Here is a 15,378-nt window from a genome sequence, read left to right as displayed (position 1 = left end):
TGAGAGGTGGAGACCGAGTGGTGTGGGGCGGGCTGGGAAGCGCGGAATTCTTCACGCTTCCCAGCCGCGTGGCTCCCGCGACTGCTGGGGGATTGCCGCGGGAGAGTCTGTGTCAGCCCGTGCGCTGCGAGCGCCGGTGGGATCGCTCCGTCGCGCCGAAGACGTTCGGGCGTTCCGGTACCGCGACCAGCTCAGCCGGCGCCGGAATCTGCTTCGGGGCGGCGGGCTGCTTCATCGAGTCGATGAGCAGATCGATCTGCCTACGCGTGAAGAGGATGGCGTTCTTCGATCCACGCGAGCACTCGATCTCCTTCGCGCGGGCCTTCCTGATGATCGTGAACTCCTGGATAGCGGGAGCAAGCTCCTCCGCCACTTCCTTCGGGGTGAAGAACACCTTGGTCGTCATGCCGGCACCTTCTCTCGTTGCTTGACATTTTGTACCGCAGTGGGGGACTTAGTTTCCACGAAAAGAACGCTTGTGGGGACGTGGAGAACCCTCGAGATCCGGTCGGCGAGCAGCGGGGTGCAAGACCTCCGGCGCTCAGCGAGGAGGTGAGAGATGAATCCCTTGGAGCATCCGACGTAATCGGCCATCATGCCCATCGAGATTCGGTTCTGCACCATCAGCGCCCGCAGCGTGTCTGCGCTGTTCAGTCGCATCCAGACTCCTCTGGTCGGTCTTCTTCTGTTTTCCATAGTGTCCCCTAGTAGACGTCTAGCTGTCAATCAGTACGGTACAAACATAGGTCTACTGGTAGACGAGTGTCAACAGGGGGCGCCAGCCGCGCTAGGCCGCAGTAGCGCGGGGCGGGGGTACCTGCTCAACTATTTAGTAGACGGTTCGATAGTGTGAGCGTGTCCCGCGCTGGTAGACGGCTCGTTTTCAAGCCGCTTGCGCATCCCGAATAGGAACGATGAAGCTATGACAATGCAGTCGATCAGCGAGCTACTCAGGTCCGAGAAAGACGCCTCCGGGCTGTCCTATCGCGACCTGGTGGAGCGAGCATCGAAGGCGGGTTACAGCCTCAAGTTTCAGTACGTGAATGAGCTCGTCGTTTCTGGGCCGAAGAGTTGGCCGAAGAACCCGGACACCTTTCGGGCGCTTGCGGCCATTCTTCGGGTCAGCGAAAAGTCAGTAGTGCTGGCGTATGCAGCCAGCCTCGGGCTAGACGTCACCGACTCCACCTCGCCCTTCGCCACCAGGCTGCCGGCGGGCACCGAGAAGCTGTCACCCTCCATGCAGGACGCCCTGATCGCTGTGGTCAGAGCTGCAACTCAGGAGGAAGGTGATGGGAATGTCAGTACCGCCCCCATTACGCGAGCAGGGGAGAGCCCTGCACCAAGCGACGAGGCGACGCAAGACGACGTCGACCTCGCCGCATACGACACCGGCCGGGAGAGCCAGGGAAGACGCCTCAGGCGGCTGCAAGACGAGGCCGCCGAGGCCGGGGGCGGAGCTTGAGCCCCGTACCCGGCTTCCCTTCGATGAAGGCTAAAAAGCTACGAGGAATCCTCTGGCGCCTCGGCTACCGCGACGATCCGGAGCGTGGCGGCGGAAGCCACCTTCTGCTCAGATGCGAGGGGCGGCAGGACCTACATTGGTGGTCTCACGACAAGCACACCTTCGCCCCCCACACAGTGCGGAATATACTTGTGGTACAAGTTGGTTTGACTATTGAGGAAGCGCGGGAGGTGTTGCGAAATGGCTGACCTACATCTGATCTTCACGGACTACGAGCAGTTTGGCTACGCCGTGACCTCTCCGCAGATCCCGGGATTAGTGGCCGCCTATGACACCATGGCCGAAGCGCTGGGGCAGGTGCCAGCGCTTGAGGCACTGGTGGACAGTTCTGCGACGACCTGGCTGCACGAGCAGAAGGTTGCAAGCACGCCGGACGGCGATGAATACCTCGTGCGCTTCCTAGGCATTGATCAAGATGAAGCCGCCAAAGAGCAGCGCAATGCTTGCGTAGGGCGCATGCTCGCATCCATTGAGAGCGGAACGATCGACGACAGCTCCTGGCGGAAGCCGCAGCTCAGGACTGGGGAACGCCTCCTCGTGTGTGTAGCACCGACGGACCTGCTCGGATGGTGCCTAGACCAGCTGACAGATGACGAGGGCATGACGCTACAGATGAACCCACACACCGACATCGTCTATGGCGTTGCGATGCTCAAAGAGGGCTCGATGCCAAACGCGAAAAGCCTTGAAGAACTGGGGCTGGCCCGGGGATCAACCGTGCAGAATCTGTTCGATAAGGTGATCGCGGCCGAAGTGTCTGATCTGAAAATCAGCGTTCACGGCTAGTTTGCTGTCGCTAAATAACAGCGATGTAGTTCACCCTGCGAACCAATAAGGTCACCGGCCCTATTTAGCTTTGGTGGCATGGTCTCAACCCACCCCTGGCGCGAACTGCGCGCGATGCCCCATGTCACCGTTGAGTGGGGCGAGCTGCCCGAAGGCATACACGCCCGAACCAACGGCGTCGACCGCATTCTTATGGACAAATGGCTCCTGCAGGTCGAACGCCGGTGTGCACTGGCCCACGAGCTCCAGCACATTCGTATGGGACACCGCGGCCACCAATGCCCGCGGGTCGAGCTGGTCGTCCGAGTCATCGTCGCGCGCCGGCTCATCCCCCTCGAAGACCTCACCGCCGCCAGGCAATGGTCCGGGAACGACTTGTGGGAGATGGCCGACGAACTGTGGGTCACGCCCGAAGTCCTTCTCGACCGCCTCAACCACCTCGACGCGAAGGAACGCGACACTCTTCACTCGCTTGGCTGAAGAATGCCCAGCTTGGGACATTAAGTTGACGGTCTGTGAGATCGCCGACCGAACGACGCGGGCAGCGCAGCCCAGTGCAGCGTTGTCGGGGGATGTCCGAGCCAACGTTTGGTCTGCTGTGAAATACTCACATGCATGACGACGCATGCCGAAGACCCGCAGAACTTCCAGTTGCCTTCTCAATGGGAGATTGACCCGCGGAGTCAGCCACTGTTCGTCAATCAAGTGATGGTGCAGCCCGGTATCAACGCTCTTCCCGACGGCAGCGCGCCAGCTGGGATCTATGTGCGCTTTGGGCATGCAATGCCGCCACTTTTTCCTGACAACCCCACGCCGGAGATGATCAGCGAATTCGGTGCCATCCCTGTAACGGTGACAGGGCAGTTCTACCTGACCCTAGATATCGTGCGTAATCTGCGAGACTCGCTCGACAACATCCTGAAGGCGTTCGACCGGGCAGGGGAGGACAGCCGTGACCTCTAGGCTCGTACGCCAGGCCGGAACTATCGCCGTCCTTAGCACGGCAGCTTCCTTTGGTCAGCCCATCTACTTGCAACAGCTTCCCGAGGGGGATGCGCTTCCGGACCCGATGACCCAGTTCGAGCGGTCGTCCGCTCGCTCCAACTTTGGTCACCCTGCGTCAATCGATCTCGTTCACGTCCCAACTAGGTTCGTGCACGACCGAGTACCCATCACGGTTGCTCATGTGCCAACAGTTTCACTGGAGCTGAGGAGCACTGCTCCGTCGGGCCTACACGACACCGCCGCCGAAGAAGAGGAGTACGATTTCGGCGACCCTGCCCCGGTCGCTGTGCCCCGCGAGTGGTTTGAGGTCATGAAGCGGGCGCAGGTGGTTCAGCCGAATGTCGACGTGATGGCTGATGAAGAGCCGATGGGATGACTTCCGATCTTGAAGCTCTGCCGGTCCTCCGCCAGGGCGACGTTTGCTCTGTCGACTTCTTCCCGCACTGGGACCTGAGAAGGTCGGCATACGTAAGTGCCGGCGGCAGTACAGTAAGCGCGCAGGTTCCGGAGTTTGGGCAAACGATTCGAGCGGCGCACGACACCGATCAACGCCTAGTAATCGTCTGCTCCTACGACTGTGATTTGGAGAACCCTCGCGCCCGAAAGGGAATACTCGTTGCGCCGCTGATCCCGGTTCCGCCGACTCACTCTCAACACGGGGCAATTGCAGGGTGTGGAACGCCAGACATCAACGACGCTGGAGACCCAGTGTTTTCGTTCCTCAACTACTTTCCCGTCATCCTGCGGGACCATATAGATGGACCCGTGGAGTTAGCAGCCGCCGAGTTCAGTGCTATTACGACGCTTGGACCAGCAGTGCCGGCCATCGAGTCCCTTGTGCAGAGCAAAATATGGGAGATGACTGAGGACCAAAGAGTCGACTTCCGTACCAAATTATCCGTGTTCGTCGGTCGCCCTGAGCTGAAGGCCTAGGTCTCGATCTACCCCAGCAGATCTGCCGCACTGGCGTCCGCACCAATCGCCAGATGTCCGTAAGTGCCTACGGTGGTCGTTATGTTCTCGTGCCCCAGCCTTGCCTGGATAACGGGGAGTGGGACGCCGGCGGCGATCAGCCAGCTCGCATGAGTATGTCGGAGATCGTGCGGGGTGGGCGCTTGGTCGAAGACCGGCTCGACGTCGCGCCCGAGCAGGGCCTCCATCGCGGGCAGCCAGTAGACACGGCGGAACAAATCGTGCCGGAGAGGGTCGCCCTTGGTGTTCTGAAACACTAGGCGGTCGGGCCGGAGTCCCTCGAGCTGCTCCGTGACGGCCGGTGTCAGCGAGCGCTGTAGCGCGACGGTGCGTCGGCTCTTAGGGCTCTTGGGGCCGCTTAGCTCGTAGCCTTTCTCAATCTTTTTCCACGCCCTGGTCACGTGCACGACGTACCGTCCGTCGTCGTGCTTCCTCACGTCCCGCCGGCGTAGTGCCGTGGCCTCGCCGTACCGGAGGCCGGAGGCTGCGAAGAAGCGGACGAGGGTGGCGTATCGGGGGTCGATCGTGTCGGCCAGCACTTCGACCTGTTCCTTGCTCAGGAAGACCGGCTCTCGCGTCCGCACGGAGGACTTGGGACCACGGATGCCCTTGGCCACGTTCTCCGCGACGAGGCGGCCAGCGACGGCCGTCTCCAGCGATGCGGAGAGGAGCGCGTGGATGTTCTTCCGGGTCTTGTCCGCCACGCTCATCCCTTCGAACCAGGACAGGACCTGCGAGCGCCGGAGCCGGTCGACGGGGATGCTGCCCAGGCACGGGTCGATGTGGTTCTCAAGGAGGCGGCGATAGCGGAAGCGGGTGCCCGGTTCGATGCCCGTGATGCCGGCGATGTGGTTAGCGACGACGTCGCGCACCCGCGGCGCGGTGGAGCGGAGATCGGCGGCCGCCTCGGACGCGAGCGCGAAGGACTGGCCGTTGGCGTTGAGGAAGTTCTTCAGCATCTCCGCGGCGGAGGGATCATCGAAGGACTGCGAGCGCTGCATTCGCGTCTCGGGGTCGCGCCACAGGACCTGGTGACGGGTCGATCCATCGGACCGGGTCTGGTGTTTGATGCTGGCCATGACCGGAATAGTACGAGTCCGATCAACACTTTCGCCAACTTCATCAACACCAGCCCGGCCGATGTGCCGCTGACTAGTCGTTTTACTGTGCGCGAGAGGGGACTTGAACCCCTACGTCCGAAGACACTGGAACCTAAATCCAGCGCGTCTGCCAATTCCGCCACTCGCGCCCGGATGCTCCCGTCAAAGACCATCCAGCCATCCACCCTAGCGCTCGGTGAGCACGGGCTGCGCCCTACGCGTCGATGCCGAGATCTCGGCGGAGCTTCGCAACATGGCCTGTCGCCCGCACGTTGTACTGGGCGAGGCTCACGGACCCCTCTTCGTCGACGACGACTGTCGAACGAATCAGGCCCTCGTAGGTCTTCCCGTAGTTCTTCTTCTCGCCCCACGCCCCGTAGGCTGCCGCGACGGCGTGGTCCTCGTCGGAGAGCAGCGGGAAGGTCAGGGACTCCTGTTCGGAGAAGGAGGCGAGCTTGCCGACGGCATCGGGCGAGAGGCCCAGCACCGTATAACCGGCGCCCTTGAGGGATGCCAGGTTGTCGCGGAAGTCGCACGCCTCCGTGGTGCAGCCGGGGGTCGCCGCCGCCGGGTAGAAGTAGATGACCACTTTGGTGCCGCGGAGGGCAGAGAGGCTCACGGACGTGCCGTCCGCGGCGGGAAGGGTGAAGTCGGGGGCACTGTCGCCGGGGGCTAGTCGTTCTGACATACAGACTCCTGAGGATCGAGCGGCCGGATGGTCGGGCGTACCGGGAGGCAGGCCCTGGACTGCTGGCATGGACGGATTGGCTAGCCAGCCTAGCTATCATAGAGGGAAGATCCGACACCGACGGCGGCTGCCGGTTACCTGAGCGAGAGGAAGTGCACTGTCCTATGCCCGATCTGGAGCAATGGCCCACCGGTCGACTGTTGACCACTGCCGCGCGCCTCGTCGAACACGCGTGGAACGAGCGGCTCGTCGACATCGGTGTCACCCACGCCGGCGTGATCGCGCTCGGTGTCCTGGCCGATCAGGGTGCCATGACGCAGGCCAGCCTCGCGCAGATCGTCCGTGTCCAGGCGCAGACGATGGGCAAGACCCTTTCCCGCCTCGAGACGAGAGGGCACGTGACTCGTGTGCGGAACGATCTCGATCGCCGCTCGCACATGGTCTCGATCGCCCCGGCGGGCCACGCCGTCCTCGAGGCGGCGGACGACATCGAGCGCACCCTGGTGGCAGGTGGCGGCTTGGTGTCTGAGGAGCTGAGAACGCACCTGCAGAGCGTGATCCGTGAACTCGGGGCCCCACGCTGGAACTGGGTGGCCAGTGACGCCGCAGCAGGCGAAGATGCGACCAGCGCGAAGCCCGGCGCATCCGGCCCCGCCGCCACCGTGGTGAGCTGACCCGCCGACCTCCCATCGACACACCGCCGCCCGGTCGCCCGCCCCGCCCCCTGCCGACCGGCAGGGGGCTTTTTCGTCGGATGATCGAAGCAGTCACGGCCGGCTGCCTACACGACGGGTAAGGAGAAGGGAAGGCCTCGGAGGAAAGTAGCTGTGGTGGAGAAGGTGATTGCGTACTAAGCATGCTGATGTTTTGTTGGGAAGCGTACGACGCGCCTTCCCGATGGAGAACAGTATGCAGAGCACCCTCACGCCCCGGATCACCGACGCAGCCCGCAGGCCGTCCTCGGACCAGGCCACGGCCGACCAGCCGCATGGCAGGGGGCCTCGGGTCGATCGGCCCCTCAAGGCGGCGCTGCAGGATGACATCGCGCTGCGGCACCTCGACATCGCGGAGTCGGTGGCACGATCGTTCGCCGTCACCGGGCCGGAAGCATCCGATATCCGGCAGGTCGCCTATCTGGGTCTCATCAAGGCCGTCCAGCGGTTCGACCCGGCGCGGGGCGTCCCGTTCGCATCCTTCGCCGTGCCCACGATCACCGGCGAGATCAAGCGGTACCTGCGCGATTCGTGCTGGGTCGTGCGACCGCCGAGGGATGTGCAGGACCTGCGGACGGAGATCGCGAGGACTGCGCCCGCGATGGCGCAGCGGCTGGGACGAGAGGCGACGGCGCGTGAGCTCGGCGTCGAACTCGGGTGGCCGGAGGCGAAGATCCTCGAGGCGCAGGCCTGCCAGTCGAGCCTCCGCCCGGACTCGCTCGACGCTCCGTTCGAGGGGCGCAGCTGGGCGGACACCCTTGCGACGGATGCCGCCGGCACGGATCGCAGCGACGACATGATCTCGCTGCGGGGTGCCGTCAATGCACTGGACGGCGGGGAGAAGGAGCTTCTCTACCGCCGCTACTTCATGGAGCAGACCCAGCAGGCGATGGCGGACGAGTTGGGGATGTCCCAGATGCAGGTGTCCCGCGCGCTCGCGCGCATCCTCGTCAAACTGCAGAAGCGACTCCTGGAGGCGCCGGCGCAGGAGGAAGCACGCGGCGCGGGGTCCAGCATCGCCTGATGGTGGCGTGATGTCAGCGTCGTCCTCGGGTGGTCAAGGCCGCGCCCGGCGAAGCGCTAGGCGACGCCGTGGGCGGCCGCGGCAGCGAGGACCTGTTCGACCGTCACGGCCATGAGGGCGGGGTCGGGCGTGGGGGAGAATGTCTCGCCCACGCGGAGCGACTCGTCCGTGAGGACCGTGTGGGGGCCGGGTGGTGGGCCCCACTCCGACGCCGGGGCGGGACCGAACAGGACCACGGACGGCCGCGCATAGGCGGACGCCAGGTGCGCGGCTCCGGTATCCGCCGAGATCACGAGGCCGGCGCCGGCGACGAGTCGCGCGAACCGGTCGAGGGGGAGGGTGCCGGCTGCGACCGTGTCCTCGGGCAGGCCGGCGGCATCGGCCACGGCCAGTGCACGTGCGCGCTCCTTGTCGCTGCCCGTGAACACCACCCGGTGGCCGGCGGCGGCCAGTGTGCGGGCCACCTCGCCGAAGCGGTCGACGGGCCAGAGGCGGCTGCCGTACGCCGCCCCGACGTGGATGACCACGGCGTCCGGTGCCGGGCTCTCGCCGTCGGGAACGCGCAGCCTGCAATCCAGGGGGTCGGCCGGGACGCCGTGCCAGCTCACGAGATGCGCCCATCGCTCACGCTCGAGGACGCCGTCCTGCCACTCGGGGCCGTCCCAGCCGGGCGAGCGGTGACCCATCCGGCGTGCCGCCCCGATCTCTTCGAGCCGTCCGCGGCTCTCGGCCCCGTTGCCGTGGAGGTTGACGGCGAGATCGATCCGCCCGTGCTCGATGGGCAGGGGATCGTCGAGTCCGTGCGTGGGCAGGAGGTCGTCGATGGCGTCGGTCAGCCCGACGATGGGGCGCAGCCACTCCTGGGCCGCATAAAGGATCCGGTGGTCCGGGAAAGCCCTCCGCAGACCCTTGAGCGCCGGCACGGCGACGAGGAGGTCCCCGAGCTTCAGTGCGCGGAGGGCGAGGATCTCGGGGCGCCCGTCCGGCGCCGGGGTGGACGCCCGAGTGGGGGTCGTCGTGGAGGCCCCAGTGGAGGCCCCAGTGGAGGCCGGGCCGGTGCGGGAAGGTCGTCCTGCTTCGCTCTGCGCGGAGACGGCTACCCCGGATGCAGGTGGGGTCGGCTGCTGGGTGCTCGCGGCGCTGATGCCCTCGGAAGTCATGCGCAACATCCTGCCAGAGGATGGGACAGGCGCTTTCCCCACGCGTGGTGGGCAGGTGGGGCGCTCGCGGTCCTCCAGCTGAAAGAACAGCTGGAAGAACAACTGGAAGAACAGTCGGAAGAACAACTGGACGAACAGTCGGGCGCAGGCAGGAGGAGCTGCAGCAGGAGAAGCAGGAGAAGAAGTTCGACGCAAAGTGTTTAGTACTGCTGCTTCTCGGGAACTAAGCCTGTATGCATACTTCGGCCGAACTCCCACGGGCAGCTCCTCGGGCCGTCCTGTTCGACCGCGACGGGACCATCGTCGTGGACGTCCCGTACAACGGCGAACCGTCCCTGGTGCGCCCCATGCCGGGTGCCCGCGAGGTGCTCGACGGTCTGCGCTCGCGCGGAATTCCCATCGGTGTCATCACGAACCAGTCGGGTATCGCGAGGCGCCTGGTCACGCGTCAGCAGGTGGATGCCGTCAATGCGCGCGTCGAGCACCTGCTCGGCCCCTTCGACGTGTGGGAGATCTGCCCGCACGGGAACGACGACGCCTGCGGGTGCCGGAAGCCGGCACCCGGCATGGTCCTCTCGGCGAGCGCCCGCCTGGGGGTCGACCCCGGTTCCGTCGCCGTGATCGGGGACATCGGCGCGGACATGGGAGCGGCCGCGGCCGCCGGCGCACGCGGCGTCCTGGTCCCGACGGGCATCACGCTCCAGAACGAGGTGGACGCCGCTCCCGCCGTGGCGGACAGTCTCGCCGAGGCCGTCGAGCTGCTGTGGGCGGGGACGCCATGAGGCGCCGCGTCCTGGTGGCACGCCTGGACAGCGCGGGCGATGTGCTGCTCGCAGGTCCGGCGGTCCGCGCGATCGCCGCGGGCGACCACGGGGACTCGCCCAACGACGTCGTCATGCTCTGCGGGCCACAGGGTGCTGCGGCGGCACGGCTGCTGCCGGGGGTCGTCGACGTGATCACGTGGTCCGCACCGTGGATCATCGATCCGGCGCCGGAGCCGACGCCCGGGCTGGTGACCGAGCTGCACGATGCCGTCGTGGCCGTCGGAGCGGACGAGGCCGTCATCCTCACGTCCTTCCACCAGTCACCGCTGCCGCTGGCCCTGCTCCTGCGCCTCGCCGGGGTGAGACGCATCGCCGGAGCGTCCGTGGACTACGCCGGCTCGCTCCTCGATGTTCGGCTCAAGCCCGGGGAGGACTTCCCGGAGGACCAGCCGGAGGCCGAGCGGGCCCTGGGGATCGCCGAGGCGGCCGGCTATGTCCTGCCCGCGGGCGACGACGGACGGCTCCAGGTCGCGAATCTCGCAGGCGCCGACGAGCTGGCCGCACTCGTGGGGAGCGGCCCCTACGTCGTCGTGCATCCCGGTGCCTCCGTACCGGCGCGAGCGTGGCCGCCGCTGCACCACGCGGCCGCCGTCGAACTGCTGACCGCGACCGGTTTCCGGGTGGTCGTGACCGGCGGTCCGGGCGAGACGGAACTGACCTCCACCGTGGCGGGACCCGAAGCGCTGGATCTGGGCGGCCGGACGGACCTGCCGGTCCTCGGAGCGGTGCTCGCGGGCGCGAGCGTCGTGATCACCGGCAACACAGGTCCGGCGCACCTGGCTGCCGCGGTCGGCACTCCGGTGGTGTGCCTGTTTTCACCCGTGGTCCCCGCCGTCCGCTGGGCACCCTACCGCGTGCCGGTGGAGCTCCTCGGCGACCAGAACGCGCCCTGCGCCCTGAGCCGGGCACGGATCTGCCCCGTCCAGGGCCATCCCTGCCTGTCCAACGTCTCGCCGGAGGACGTCGTCGACGCCGCCCTACGGCTCAGCTCCGGAATATCATCGCTCGGCTCGCGCCGCAGCATCGGCCGTACCGACGGCCGCAGAACACCGAGGGGAAACCGATGAGGATCCTGTTATGGCACGTCCACGGCGGCTGGACGGACGCTTTCGTCAGGGGAGCGCACACCTACGTACTGCCCACGACGCCGGACGGCGGACCGTGGGGGCTCGGCCGAGCCAGTCGCCCGTGGCCCGCCTCGGTGGTCGAGGTGGCCCCCGCCGCTCTGGCGGACGCCGACATCGACGTCGTCGTCCTGCAGCGGGTCGAGGAGATCGCCGAGTGCGAACGGCTGCTAGGACGCGTCCCCGGCCGCGATCTGCCCGCGGTCTTCCTCGAGCACAACACACCACGTCGGGACACCGTGGGCACGGTCCACCCGCTCGCCGGGCAGACCGCGATCCCGATCATCCATGTGACCCATTTCAACGAGCTGTTCTGGGACAGCGGGGTCGCGAGCACCACCGTGATCGAGCACGGGATCGTCGATCCGGGGTACCTCTACACGGGCGAGGTGCAGCAACTGGCCGCCGTCATCAACGAGCCCGTCCGTCGCGGACGCATCACCGGGACCGACCTCCTGCCCCGATTCGCGGGCGTGGCCCCGCTCGAGGTCTTCGGGATGGGGACGGACGGGCTCGGCGATGCACTCGACCTCGGACCGGCCGAACTGCGGATCGGGGGAGACCTCCCGACCGGTGAGCTCCACGCCCGGCTGGGCCGCTCGAGGGCCTACGTACACCCCCTGCGCTGGACCTCGCTCGGCCTCTCCCTCTTAGAGGCGATGCATGTGGGCCTCCCGGTCCTGGCATTGGCCACCACCGAAGCGGCCCGGGCCGTCCCGCCGGGCGCCGGGGCAGTCTCCACCCGTGTCGAGGACCTGGTCCGCACAGCTGCCCGGCTCATGGCGGACCCAAACGACGCGCGCTCGCGCGGACTGGTGGCGCGTGAGGCAGCCCTCGAGCGGTACGGGCTCGCACGGTTCCTGGGCGACTGGGACGCCGTGCTGGAGGAGCAACCCGCGAGGACCCGTGTCCTGGCGGTCGGAGAGAGGAGAACCCAGTGAAGATATCGATGGTGTCAGAGCACGCGAGCCCGCTCGCGGCCCTCGGGGGAGTCGATGCCGGCGGACAGAACGTCCACGTCGCGGAACTCTCCCTCGCGCTCGCGCGCCGCGGGCACGACGTCACGGTGTACACCCGGCGTGACGACCCCGCACTACCGGATCGCGTCAGGACCGACCCCCGCCTGGAGGTGGTCCACATCGCGGCAGGCCCGGTGCGCCATGTGCCGAAGGATCTGCTCCTGCCGTTCATGGGCGAACTCGCCGACGGGATCGTCGAGGACTGGGGGCAGGCGCCGCCGGACATCGTCCACGGTCACTTCTGGATGTCCGGTCTGGCCGCGCTCGACGCCGCCCGCCAGTGCCACGGCGCGGGGCGGGACGTTCAGGTCCTCCAGACATTCCACGCCCTCGGAACCGTCAAGCGGCGCCACCAGGGCTCCGAGGACACGAGCCCCCCGGAGCGGCTCATGCTCGAGGCGATGGTGGGACGGAGCGCTGACCGCATCGTCGCCACCTGCTCGGACGAGGTGTTCGAGTTGAAAGCCATGGGCGTCCCGGCGAACCGCGTCTCGATCGCCCCCTGCGGTGTCGACCTCGAACTCTTCAGCCCCCACGGGCCCGTCGAGGGGCGCGGCCTGCCCCACCGCATCGTCAGCGTGGGACGCCTCGTCCCCCGCAAGGGTATGGACCTCGTGATCCGGGCCCTGCGCGCACTCAAGGACGCCGGGCACGACGACGTCGAACTCCTGATCGTCGGCGGAGGGGGCAACACCTCCGTGCTGGAGGAGGACCCCGAGGCGCAGCGGCTCCTGTCCCTCGCCGCCGAGCTCGGCGTCGCCGACCGGGTGATCCTCCGCGGGCAGGTGTCGCGGGCCGAGATGCCGGCCCTCCTCCGCAGCGCCGACGCCGTGGTCTGCGCACCCTGGTACGAGCCCTTCGGCATCGTGCCCCTCGAGGCGATGGCGTGCGGTGCGCCCGTCGTCGCGGCCGCGGTCGGAGGCCTCGTGGACACCGTCGTGGACGGCAAGACAGGCCTGCACGTCCCCCCGCAGGATCCCTCAGCCATCGCGGGGGCGGTCGCCGAACTGCTGGCCGACCCCGACTGGGCACGCGACCTCGGCGACAACGGCTACCGCCGGGTCCGGGCACGGTACTCCTGGAGCCGGATCGCGGCGGACACCGAGAAGGCCTACCAGACAGCACTGGGCGCAGCCGTGCCCGCACAACCGGCCACTGCGCGGCGGACCGCCGCGCGTCGACTCGAGAGCACAGGAGGCAGGGCACTGTGACCACGCACCTTTCCGACACGTACACCGATCTGGCGACACCGGGAAGCCGGGCGCGGGACGACGCGTCCGCCGCCCCGGCACATCGCGATCACGAACGGCGGTCGCAGGACGACGTCCAGCAGGACGCCCGCCGTGTGGTCCTGGAACATCTCCGCGCAGTGACGCCCGCACTGGAGTCACTGGCGCAGAACGCCGGGACCCTCGCCGGCTGGGGAGTCGAGATGGCGACGCGCCTGATGGCCGGACAGCGACTGCTCGCGGCCGGCAACGGAGGGTCGGCGGCGGAGGCCCAGCACCTCACTGCCGAACTCGTGGGGCGCTTCGACGGTGAACGCGAGCCGTTCTCCGCCATCTCGCTCCATGCCGAGAGTTCGGCCGTGACCGCCATAGCGAACGACTACGGCTTCGAGCACATGTTCGCGCGCCAGGTGAGCGCCCACGGACGTCCGGGCGACATCCTGATCCTGCTCAGCACGAGCGGGAAGAGCCCGAATCTGCTGCGCGCGGTGGAGGCCGCCCGTGCGGCCGGCATCACCACGTGGGCGCTGACGGGGGCGGGTTCCAACCCGCTGACGGCTTGCGTGGACGACTTCGTGGCCGTGGAGGCGCAGTCCGCGAACGCCCAGGAGGGGCACCTGATCGCCCTGCACGCCATCTGCCGGGCCTTCGACGCCGAGGTGCGCCGCCGCCGCCAGGAGGACCAGCGATGAGGATCGTCGTGGTCGGTGATGTCCTCCTCGACACGGATCTGTCCGGCGATGCCGGTCGGCTGTCACCCGACGCGCCGGTGCCGGTCGTCGATGTCGACGCGGTCCGGCGCCGCGCCGGAGGTGCGGGCCTCGTGGCCCGCATGCTGGAGGCCGACGGGCACGAGGCCGTGCTGGTGACGGTTCTCGGCGACGACGACGCCGCGGTGCTGCTGCGAGCCGAGCTGGACGGCATCACGGTGGTCGCCGGCCCGTCCGGGGCCCCCACCCCCGTGAAGACCCGTGTCCGGGCCTCAGGTCAGCCGGTGGTCCGCTTCGACGAGGGATGCGCCACGCCGCTGGTCCCCGCGTGCAGCGCCGCCATGATCGCCGCGCTCGAGGGCGCCGATGCCGTCATCGCCGCGGACTACGGCAGGGGACTGCTCGCGAACGTGGAGCTCCGGCGTCGGCTGGAGGCGATGGCCGGTTCGACACCCGTGGTCTGGGATCCGCATCCCTCCGGGGCGCAGCCGGTCCCGGGTGTTGCCGCGGTGACCCCGAACCTCGGAGAAGCGCTCCGCTTCGCGGGCAGCACGGAGTCCGGGACACAGGGTGCGGCAGCGGCCGCCGATGACCTGCTGGCCCGCTGGGGCAGCAGGGCCGTGATCGTCACCATGGGCGAGCACGGCGCGCTCGTCGCGGCCTCCGGGCTCCTGCCCCAGGTGGTCCCCGCGCCGCGCGTGACGGCGTCCGATCCGTGCGGGGCCGGGGACCGTTTCGCCTCGGCCCTCGCCGTGGCCCTCGCGGAGGGGAGGACCGTCGACGCCGCGGCGCACCGGGCCACCGAAGCGGCCGCGCACTTCCTCGGTTCCGGCGGTGTCGGGGCGCTCGGCGGACCCCGCGGGGAAGCGCCGCGGCAACTGCCCGTCGACGGGCTCGACGCCCTGACCGTCGCCCAGCGCACGCGGGACGCGGGAGGCACCGTCGTGGCGACCGGCGGCTGCTTCGACCTGCTCCACGCCGGCCACGCCCGGACACTCGCGGCGGCCCGCCGGCTCGGTGACTGCCTGATCGTGTGCCTCAACTCCGACGAGTCCGTCCGCGGGCTCAAGGGTGAGCACCGACCGATCATCCGGCAGGAGGATCGCGCCGAACTGCTCGCCGCCCTCGAGTGCGTGGACGCCGTCCTGGTCTTCGGCGAATCGACACCCGAGAACGCCATCTCCCGCCTGCGCCCGGACATCTGGGTCAAGGGCGGTGACTACGCGGCCGAGGATCTTCCCGAAGCCGCCCTCGTGAGCACCTGGGGTGGTCGGACGGTCACCGTCCCCTACATCCCGGCACGCTCCACCACGAAACTTGCAGCCGCGCTCGCCCGGGTCGGCTGACGGGCTGCAGAACCGTGCGGGGTCCGATTCGACGGACCCCGCGCACGCAACGAAAGGAACACAGTGAGCGAAAACACCAGCGAGAACACCAGCGGCACCACCAGTGCGACCACCCGTGCGACCAGTGCGGGGGCCGCGGGCTTCAACCCCGGACGC

At 67.8% G+C, this 15,378-nt stretch carries 19 protein-coding genes and 1 tRNA gene; 14 read left to right on the top strand and 6 right to left on the bottom strand.

Going from position 1 to position 15,378, the window contains the following annotated elements; translation table 11 throughout:
- Positions 1-112: 112 nt before the first annotated feature.
- The gene (locus FJV46_RS10540) at positions 113-406 is read right to left on the bottom strand and encodes a hypothetical protein (protein ID WP_087027455.1); all 294 of its coding nucleotides are present in this window, start codon (positions 404-406) and stop codon (positions 113-115) included.
- Positions 403-660 carry a helix-turn-helix domain-containing protein gene (locus FJV46_RS10535; protein ID WP_197715690.1) on the bottom strand — a complete coding sequence of 86 codons (258 nt, stop codon included), beginning with the start codon at positions 658-660 and terminating at the stop codon, positions 403-405. The genes FJV46_RS10540 and FJV46_RS10535 overlap by 4 nt, the downstream gene beginning before the upstream one ends.
- Positions 661-922: 262 nt before the next feature.
- Between FJV46_RS10535 and FJV46_RS10530 the strand changes: the two genes are divergently transcribed.
- The 6 genes from FJV46_RS10530 (at position 923) to FJV46_RS10500 (ending at position 4,246) form a co-directional block, all read left to right on the top strand.
- Positions 923-1,462, top strand: a complete 540-nt coding sequence (locus tag FJV46_RS10530; protein WP_179195198.1) for a hypothetical protein — start codon at positions 923-925, stop codon at positions 1,460-1,462.
- A 240-nt stretch (positions 1,463-1,702) separates the two neighbouring features.
- Entirely contained in the window at positions 1,703-2,308 is a 606-nt protein-coding gene (locus tag FJV46_RS10520) for a hypothetical protein (RefSeq protein ID WP_087027462.1), read from the top strand.
- A 78-nt stretch (positions 2,309-2,386) separates the two neighbouring features.
- Positions 2,387-2,788, top strand: a complete 402-nt coding sequence (locus FJV46_RS10515) for an ImmA/IrrE family metallo-endopeptidase (RefSeq protein ID WP_087027464.1) — start codon at positions 2,387-2,389, stop codon at positions 2,786-2,788.
- A 135-nt stretch (positions 2,789-2,923) separates the two neighbouring features.
- Positions 2,924-3,271: a hypothetical protein gene (locus FJV46_RS10510; RefSeq protein WP_104150514.1), complete on the top strand. Its 348-nt coding sequence runs from the start codon at positions 2,924-2,926 to the stop codon at positions 3,269-3,271.
- A complete protein-coding gene (locus FJV46_RS10505) occupies positions 3,261-3,689 on the top strand; it encodes a hypothetical protein (RefSeq protein WP_087027468.1) in 429 nt (142 codons plus the stop codon). The genes FJV46_RS10510 and FJV46_RS10505 overlap by 11 nt, the downstream gene beginning before the upstream one ends.
- Entirely contained in the window at positions 3,686-4,246 is a 561-nt protein-coding gene (locus FJV46_RS10500) for a hypothetical protein (protein ID WP_126130609.1), read from the top strand. The genes FJV46_RS10505 and FJV46_RS10500 overlap by 4 nt, the downstream gene beginning before the upstream one ends.
- A gap of 8 nt (positions 4,247-4,254) precedes the next feature.
- Here FJV46_RS10500 and FJV46_RS10495 read toward each other — a convergent pair whose 3' ends face one another.
- From FJV46_RS10495 to bcp, 3 genes are all read right to left on the bottom strand, one after another.
- Entirely contained in the window at positions 4,255-5,364 is a 1,110-nt protein-coding gene (locus tag FJV46_RS10495) for a tyrosine-type recombinase/integrase (protein ID WP_087027471.1), read from the bottom strand.
- 88 nt (positions 5,365-5,452) lie between these two features.
- Positions 5,453-5,534, bottom strand: a tRNA-Leu gene (locus FJV46_RS10490).
- A gap of 65 nt (positions 5,535-5,599) precedes the next feature.
- Entirely contained in the window at positions 5,600-6,073 is a 474-nt protein-coding gene (gene bcp / locus FJV46_RS10485; RefSeq protein WP_087027473.1) for a thioredoxin-dependent thiol peroxidase, read from the bottom strand.
- A 164-nt stretch (positions 6,074-6,237) separates the two neighbouring features.
- On the opposite strand from bcp, the gene FJV46_RS10480 reads away from it, so the two are divergent.
- Positions 6,238-6,747 (top strand): MarR family winged helix-turn-helix transcriptional regulator, encoded by a 510-nt coding sequence (locus FJV46_RS10480; RefSeq protein WP_087027475.1) that lies wholly within the window; start codon positions 6,238-6,240, stop codon positions 6,745-6,747.
- A 235-nt stretch (positions 6,748-6,982) separates the two neighbouring features.
- The gene (locus FJV46_RS10475; RefSeq protein ID WP_158250128.1) at positions 6,983-7,810 is read left to right on the top strand and encodes a sigma-70 family RNA polymerase sigma factor; all 828 of its coding nucleotides are present in this window, start codon (positions 6,983-6,985) and stop codon (positions 7,808-7,810) included.
- A 56-nt stretch (positions 7,811-7,866) separates the two neighbouring features.
- Here the strand turns inward: FJV46_RS10475 and FJV46_RS10470 are convergent, their stop codons facing one another.
- Entirely contained in the window at positions 7,867-8,970 is a 1,104-nt protein-coding gene (locus FJV46_RS10470; RefSeq protein WP_087027479.1) for a glycosyltransferase family 9 protein, read from the bottom strand.
- Positions 8,971-9,203: 233 nt separating this feature from the next.
- Between FJV46_RS10470 and FJV46_RS10465 the strand changes: the two genes are divergently transcribed.
- The 6 genes from FJV46_RS10465 to FJV46_RS10440 all read left to right on the top strand — a co-directional run bounded on the left by FJV46_RS10465 (position 9,204) and on the right by FJV46_RS10440 (position 15,222).
- On the top strand, positions 9,204-9,752 hold the full coding sequence (locus FJV46_RS10465; protein WP_087027481.1) for a D-glycero-alpha-D-manno-heptose-1,7-bisphosphate 7-phosphatase: 549 nt from the start codon (positions 9,204-9,206) through the stop codon (positions 9,750-9,752).
- Positions 9,749-10,861: a glycosyltransferase family 9 protein gene (locus FJV46_RS10460; RefSeq protein ID WP_087027597.1), complete on the top strand. Its 1,113-nt coding sequence runs from the start codon at positions 9,749-9,751 to the stop codon at positions 10,859-10,861. The genes FJV46_RS10465 and FJV46_RS10460 overlap by 4 nt, the downstream gene beginning before the upstream one ends.
- Positions 10,858-11,859 (top strand): glycosyltransferase, encoded by a 1,002-nt coding sequence (locus FJV46_RS10455; RefSeq protein ID WP_087027483.1) that lies wholly within the window; start codon positions 10,858-10,860, stop codon positions 11,857-11,859. Before FJV46_RS10460 ends, FJV46_RS10455 begins: the two co-directional genes overlap by 4 nt.
- The gene (locus FJV46_RS10450) at positions 11,856-13,148 is read left to right on the top strand and encodes a glycosyltransferase (protein WP_087027485.1); all 1,293 of its coding nucleotides are present in this window, start codon (positions 11,856-11,858) and stop codon (positions 13,146-13,148) included. The genes FJV46_RS10455 and FJV46_RS10450 overlap by 4 nt, the downstream gene beginning before the upstream one ends.
- Positions 13,149-13,282: 134 nt before the next feature.
- Positions 13,283-13,858, top strand: a complete 576-nt coding sequence (locus FJV46_RS10445; protein WP_232008691.1) for a D-sedoheptulose-7-phosphate isomerase — start codon at positions 13,283-13,285, stop codon at positions 13,856-13,858.
- Complete coding sequence (locus FJV46_RS10440) at positions 13,855-15,222, top strand: PfkB family carbohydrate kinase (RefSeq protein ID WP_087027486.1); 1,368 nt, start codon at positions 13,855-13,857, stop codon at positions 15,220-15,222. Before FJV46_RS10445 ends, FJV46_RS10440 begins: the two co-directional genes overlap by 4 nt.
- Positions 15,223-15,378: the final 156 nt, after the last annotated feature.

Origin of the sequence: Arthrobacter agilis (assembly GCF_006494655.1) — a bacterium.
GTDB lineage: Bacteria > Actinomycetota > Actinomycetes > Actinomycetales > Micrococcaceae > Arthrobacter_D > Arthrobacter_D agilis.
The sequence above is the reverse complement of the archived record's forward strand: the minus strand, read 5'-3'. Positions and strand labels throughout refer to the sequence as shown.

Bases quoted from the DNA above. Each gene is read 5' to 3' on its own strand.
- bcp (WP_087027473.1), bottom strand. From the start codon at position 6,073: ATGTCAGAACGACTAGCCCCCGGCGACAGTGCCCCCGACTTCACCCTT.
- FJV46_RS10530 (WP_179195198.1), top strand. From the start codon at position 923: ATGACAATGCAGTCGATCAGCGAGCTACTCAGGTCCGAGAAAGACGCC.
- FJV46_RS10515 (WP_087027464.1), top strand. From the start codon at position 2,387: ATGGTCTCAACCCACCCCTGGCGCGAACTGCGCGCGATGCCCCATGTC.
- FJV46_RS10500 (WP_126130609.1), top strand. From the start codon at position 3,686: ATGACTTCCGATCTTGAAGCTCTGCCGGTCCTCCGCCAGGGCGACGTT.
- FJV46_RS10540 (WP_087027455.1), bottom strand. From the start codon at position 406: ATGACGACCAAGGTGTTCTTCACCCCGAAGGAAGTGGCGGAGGAGCTT.
- FJV46_RS10470 (WP_087027479.1), bottom strand. From the start codon at position 8,970: ATGACTTCCGAGGGCATCAGCGCCGCGAGCACCCAGCAGCCGACCCCA.
- FJV46_RS10495 (WP_087027471.1), bottom strand. From the start codon at position 5,364: ATGGCCAGCATCAAACACCAGACCCGGTCCGATGGATCGACCCGTCAC.
- FJV46_RS10510 (WP_104150514.1), top strand. From the start codon at position 2,924: ATGACGACGCATGCCGAAGACCCGCAGAACTTCCAGTTGCCTTCTCAA.
- FJV46_RS10455 (WP_087027483.1), top strand. From the start codon at position 10,858: ATGAGGATCCTGTTATGGCACGTCCACGGCGGCTGGACGGACGCTTTC.
- FJV46_RS10535 (WP_197715690.1), bottom strand. From the start codon at position 660: ATGCGACTGAACAGCGCAGACACGCTGCGGGCGCTGATGGTGCAGAAC.
- FJV46_RS10460 (WP_087027597.1), top strand. From the start codon at position 9,749: ATGAGGCGCCGCGTCCTGGTGGCACGCCTGGACAGCGCGGGCGATGTG.
- FJV46_RS10475 (WP_158250128.1), top strand. From the start codon at position 6,983: ATGCAGAGCACCCTCACGCCCCGGATCACCGACGCAGCCCGCAGGCCG.
- FJV46_RS10440 (WP_087027486.1), top strand. From the start codon at position 13,855: ATGAGGATCGTCGTGGTCGGTGATGTCCTCCTCGACACGGATCTGTCC.
- FJV46_RS10480 (WP_087027475.1), top strand. From the start codon at position 6,238: ATGCCCGATCTGGAGCAATGGCCCACCGGTCGACTGTTGACCACTGCC.
- FJV46_RS10520 (WP_087027462.1), top strand. From the start codon at position 1,703: ATGGCTGACCTACATCTGATCTTCACGGACTACGAGCAGTTTGGCTAC.
- FJV46_RS10465 (WP_087027481.1), top strand. From the start codon at position 9,204: ATGCATACTTCGGCCGAACTCCCACGGGCAGCTCCTCGGGCCGTCCTG.